At 73.6% G+C, this 4,888-nt stretch carries 4 protein-coding genes and 1 pseudogene; all 5 read left to right on the top strand.

The features are described from left to right. Nucleotides 1-1,766, top strand: a 1,766-nt coding sequence (locus GT354_RS50195; protein WP_202513180.1) for a 4'-phosphopantetheinyl transferase superfamily protein, incomplete at its 5' end; no start/stop codon positions are given. Continuing rightward, a complete protein-coding gene (locus GT354_RS50200; protein WP_161364914.1) occupies nucleotides 1,763-2,074 on the top strand; it encodes an acyl carrier protein in 312 nt (103 codons plus the stop codon). The genes GT354_RS50195 and GT354_RS50200, both read left to right, overlap by 4 nt. Beyond that, a complete protein-coding gene (locus GT354_RS50205; RefSeq protein ID WP_161364915.1) occupies nucleotides 2,071-2,916 on the top strand; it encodes an alpha/beta hydrolase in 846 nt (281 codons plus the stop codon). Before GT354_RS50200 ends, GT354_RS50205 begins: the two co-directional genes overlap by 4 nt. Beyond that, entirely contained in the window at nucleotides 2,913-4,079 is a 1,167-nt protein-coding gene (locus tag GT354_RS50210) for a glycosyltransferase (protein ID WP_161364916.1), read from the top strand. The genes GT354_RS50205 and GT354_RS50210 overlap by 4 nt, the downstream gene beginning before the upstream one ends. Further along, nucleotides 4,076-4,888, top strand: a pseudogene (locus GT354_RS50215) (hypothetical protein); the annotation flags it as partial. The gene GT354_RS50210 and the pseudogene GT354_RS50215, both read left to right, overlap by 4 nt.

The raw sequence follows: 4,888 nt of genomic DNA on the forward strand, positions 1-4,888 counted from the left end.
CGGCGCCGGCGCCCGCGTCGCGGCAGCCGCCGACCGTGTCGCGGCAGCCACCGCCCGTCGACACCGCCGAGTCTCGCCGTACGTGCGAGTTCTCGTTGACGACGCACCCTTACGTGCGCGACCACTGTGTGTACGAACAGCCCGACTGGTGGCCGGACGACGCGGACCGCTTCCCGGTGGTACCGATGACCACGCTGGTCGATCTGGCGGGCGCCGAGGCGCTCACGGCGGCCGGGCCGGGTCGAGTCGTCGCCGGCTACACCGACGTGCGCGCGCTGCGCTGGCTGCCGGTGGCGCCGGCCACGACGACCGATGTGGTGCGTATCCCGGTGGACGCGGACCGGGTCCGGATCGAGTTCGGCGCGTTCACGTCGGCGGTCGTGGTACTCGCCGACGCCCGTACGCCGCGTCCCGCGCCCGCGCCCGACGGCGCCCCGCTTACGAACGAGGGGCCCGCGCCGGTGCGCGCGCACGCGCTGTACGCGGACCGGTGGATGTTCCACGGCTCGGGTTTCGCCGGAGTCGAGCAGGTGCTCACGCTCGCCGACGACGGAATCAGGGGCATCCTGCGGACCCTCCCGGCACCGGGCGCGCTGCTCGACGCGGCGGGGCAACTGCTCGGGCACTGGATGCAGGTGCGATTGCCGACGGATCGGCTCGTGTTCCCGATGTCGGTCGAGGCGATCGACCTCTACGGGCCGCGTCCCGCGACCGGTTCGCGGCTGCTGACCACCGCACGGATCCGTGACGTCACACCGACGACCGTGCGTGGCGACGTCGAACTCGTCGACCCGGACACGGGCTTGGTCCGGATCCGGGTGCGGGGCTGGGTGTACCGCCGGTTCGCGGCCGACGAACGGGTGTGGCCGATGAAGTTCACCCCGCACACCACCGGTATCGGCGAACCGCAGCCCGAGGGTTGGTGCCTGCTGCGCACCCGCTGGCCCGACCCCGCGTCACAGGACCTGGTGATGCGGCGCTACCTGAACCGCGCCGAGCGGGCCGAGTTCGCCACGAAGGCGCCGCGTGCGCGGCAGAGTTGGCTGCTGGGGCGGGTCGCGGTCAAGGACGCCGTCCGCCGGTATGTGTGGCGGGGCGGGCACGGGCCGCTGTATCCCGCCCAGGTGGAGGTGACCCACCACGGCGACGGCCGGCCACTCGTGCGCGTCGTGGGCGGACCCGGCGACCCCGAAGCCGGGCCGCCGCCCGTGGTGTCGGTGGCGCACAGCCATCGGCTCGCGGTCGCGCTGGCCCGTGCCGAGCCTGCGGGGATCGACATCGAACTGATCGACCCCGGGTCGGATGCCTCCGCGCTGGAGCGTTCCGCGTTCGGCGCGGACGAGCGGCGGCTGTTGGACACCCTCGCGGGGCACGACCGCGACCTGCGGCATCGGTGGGTGCTGCGGTTTTGGTGCGCGAAGGAGGCAGCCGGCAAGGCGGACGGCACCGGGCTTGCCGGTCGGCCGCTCGATCGGCTCGTGACGTCGGTCCTGCCGGACCACGGCGCCCAGGACGCGGGCCTGCACATCGCCTCCCGAGCGCCCGGCGGACCGGCCCACCTCGTTCGGACCCGTGTGGTCGAGGACGCGGCCCCGGACGGATCGCGCGTGGATCACTACGTGGTCGCGTGGACGTGCGCGGAAGCCGAGCCCACGGATCCGACGGCCGGCGCGCCCGCGACGCGTCCGGCGACCCTCGACCTCCTCGAACCCGCCGCGGACCCCGAACCCCTCGCCCGTCCCGACACCCCTTGGAGTACGCCATGAGCGCGGACGCCCACGCGGACCGAATCCTCGCCGAGGTCGCGGGCATGCTCGCCGACATCGTCGGCGACGAGATCCTGCTCGCCGTCGAGATCACCCACGACAGCGGCTTCGACGACGATCTCGCCCTGGAGAGCATCGAGTTCGTCGCGCTCGCCGGTCGCCTCCAGGAACGCTACGGGGACCGCGTCGACTTCATCGAGTTCCTCGCGGGCCTGGAGATCGAGGAGATCATGACGATGACCGTGGGACACCTGGTCGCGCACATCGCGACGTGCACCCGCGGCGAGTCGGTCGGCGGTGCGCGGTGAGCGAGGTGCTCGCGAACGGCCTGCGGTTTCACGTGCAACGGCTGAGGGGGCCGGCGGGAGTCCGCGGCCCGGTCACGCCGGTGGTGTTCCTGCACGGGTTGGTCCTGGACAACATGTCGAGCTTCTACTACACGCTCGCCGCGCCGATCGCGCGGACCGGCGCCGACGTCGTGCTGTACGACCAGCGCGGCCACGGCCGAACCGACCGGCCGGCCACGGGCTACGACGTGGACACCGCCGTCGCCGACCTGGCCGCCGTACTGGAGGCGTGCCACATCGGCGTCCCCGTACACCTCGTCGGGAACAGTTTCGGCGGCCTGATCGCGCTGCACGCGGCCAGGACCCGGCCCGACCTGGTGGCGAGCCTGATCCTGATCGAGGGTCAGTGCCTGGACACGCGGCGACCCGGCGAGCCGTACGACGGCGGCTGGGTCGAGGAGATGGCCAACACGCTCAACCTCGCCGCGCTGGGCCTGGAGGCGCATCGCGGCTCTACCGGGCCGGTGACCGGCGCCGCCCGCAAGACGGCCCGGTTGCGGGCGGGCGCCGACGCGCTGCTCAACGGCACGACCCTGATCGAGGACGTCACGCTGGTCCGCGCCCCGGAGCCGGACGAACTGCGCGGGGTGGCCTGCCCGGTGCTCGCGCTGTACGGAGAGCTGTCCGAACTGGTCGTGTCCGCCCGGCGGTTGGCCGAGCTGCTGCCCGAGTGCACGCTCGCCATCCTGCCGGGCGTGGCCCACACGGTCCTGCGCGAGGCCACCGACACGGTCCTGGCCGCGCTGCTCGACTGGTTGCCCCGCCACGAGCTCGAAACCTTCCCGCCGGGGGTGGACGGATGAGGTTCCTTTTTGTCGTACCGCCGTTCACGGGCCACGTGAACCCGACGATCCCGGTCGCCGCGGCGCTGGCCGAGCGCGGACACGAGGTCGCGTGGTGCGGTCCCGCCGAGATCCGCGGTCTGCTCCCCGAGACCGCGACCCGTTACTCGACGGGCGGTGAGTCGCCGGCCGGCGGCTATGCCCGCCTGCACGCGAATTGGCAGCGGCTGCGCGGGGTCGCGGCGCTGCGCTTCTTGGTCGAGGAGACGCTCGTACCGCTCGCGCACGCGATGCTGCCCGGCGTCCGCGCCGCGTTGGCTACGTATCGGCCCGATGTCGTGGTGGCCGATCAGCAGGCGTTCGCCGGTGCGTTCGCGGCCGAGTCGGCCGGCGTGCCGTGGGCGACGTCGGCGACCACGTCGGCCGAGTTCACCCGCCCGCTGGTCGGGTTTCCCAAGGTCGACGGGTGGGTGCGCGAGCAGATCGCCGGTGCGGCGGTCGCGGCCGGGCTGCCCGCCGAGCACGATCCGCGGTTCTCCGAGCGGCTGGTCGTGGTGTTCTCCACGCCGCACCTGGTCGGGCTCGATCCGGTGGCCGGCGTGCCGGCGCACCACTGCTACGTGGGGCCGGCGTTCGGGGCCCGAGCCGAGGACGTCGACTTCCCGTGGGACCGGCTCGATCCGGGCCGCAAGCGCGTTCTGGTCTCGCTCGGAACGCTCAATCGCGACGCGGGCGCGCGGTTCTATCCGGCCCTGGTCGAGGCGACCCGGCCGTTCGCGGACCGGGTACAGGTGGTCCTCGCGGCTCCCGAGCACCTTGCCGGGGAGCCTGCCGCCCATGTCCTCGTCCGGGAGTTCGTGCCGCAACCGGCGCTGCTCCCACACCTGGACGCGGTGGTGACGCACGGCGGCCACAACACCGTCTGCGAGGCGCTGGCCTTCGGATTGCCGCTCGTGGTCGCGCCGATCCGGGACGACCAGCCGATCGTGGCCCGCCAGGTGGTGTCCGCGGGCGCGGGAGTGCGGGTCCGGTTCGGGCGGGCGCACGTGCCCGAGCTTCGGGCGGCGGTCGCCGACGTGCTCTACCGGCCCGAACTGCGCGCCGGCGCCGTCCGGGTGCGTGAATCGTTCGCCGCGGCCGGAGGCGCCGCGGTTGCCGCCGACCGTCTGGAGAAGCTGTGTTGAGCACCTCCGTCAGTCCGTTCCCGTGGCTGGCCCTGCTGATCGTGCTCGGCCTCGCGGGGGCGACCCGCAAGCTGCGGTCGCGGGTGCGGGAACTGCCGGTGTTGGGGGAAGAAGGCGACGCGTCCGATGTGTCCGACGCGTCCGACGCGTCCGACGCGTTCGAGGTATCCAAGGCGTTCGACGAGGGAGCCGAAGCGGTCCGGGCCGACGAGTCACACGCGTCTCACGCGTCCGACGCGTGGACGGTGCTGGCTGCGGTGGGTGTGCGGGTCGAGCCCGGCACGGTCCGCGCGGCGGTCGCGCACGCCGAGCGCGAACACCTCCTGCTTCTCGACCTCGTCCCCGGCGATCTTCCCTCCGACCACCTGCTGACCCTGCTCGGTCGGCTCGACCCGAAGAAGGTGCGTACCGACCCCCTGGCGCGGGGCCGAGGCGCCGGGCACGCGCTGGTGGTGCGTACGGACGTGCTCGCCCGGGCCGGGATCGACGCGGCCGAACAGGCCGACCTGGAACCTTCCGAGCTGATCGCGCTGACCGCCGCGCTCAAGCCGTACGCGGCCTTCGAGACCGGGCACGCCGTGGCGCCGCGCCTGATCGCACTCGGGTCGGATCCTTCGCGGCGCAAGCGGTGGCTGCGCGCGACGGGTGTGCCGGTGTGGCCGAACCTGGTCGGCGGGCTCGGCGAGGCCGCCGCGTACACCGGGGCGTGCGTCACCACGCCGCTGTGGGGCGCGGTCGCCGTGCTCGCGATGTGGCTCCAGCCGTACGCCGTCGCCGCGGGCGCGGTGCCGGTCCGGCCGCGGGACCTG

Origin of the sequence: Streptomyces sp. SID3343, assembly GCF_009865215.1 — a bacterium.
Classification (GTDB): domain Bacteria; phylum Actinomycetota; class Actinomycetes; order Streptomycetales; family Streptomycetaceae; genus Embleya.

Bases quoted from the DNA above. Each gene is read 5' to 3' on its own strand.
- GT354_RS50200 (WP_161364914.1), top strand. From the start codon at position 1,763: ATGAGCGCGGACGCCCACGCGGACCGAATCCTCGCCGAGGTCGCGGGC.
- GT354_RS50210 (WP_161364916.1), top strand. From the start codon at position 2,913: ATGAGGTTCCTTTTTGTCGTACCGCCGTTCACGGGCCACGTGAACCCG.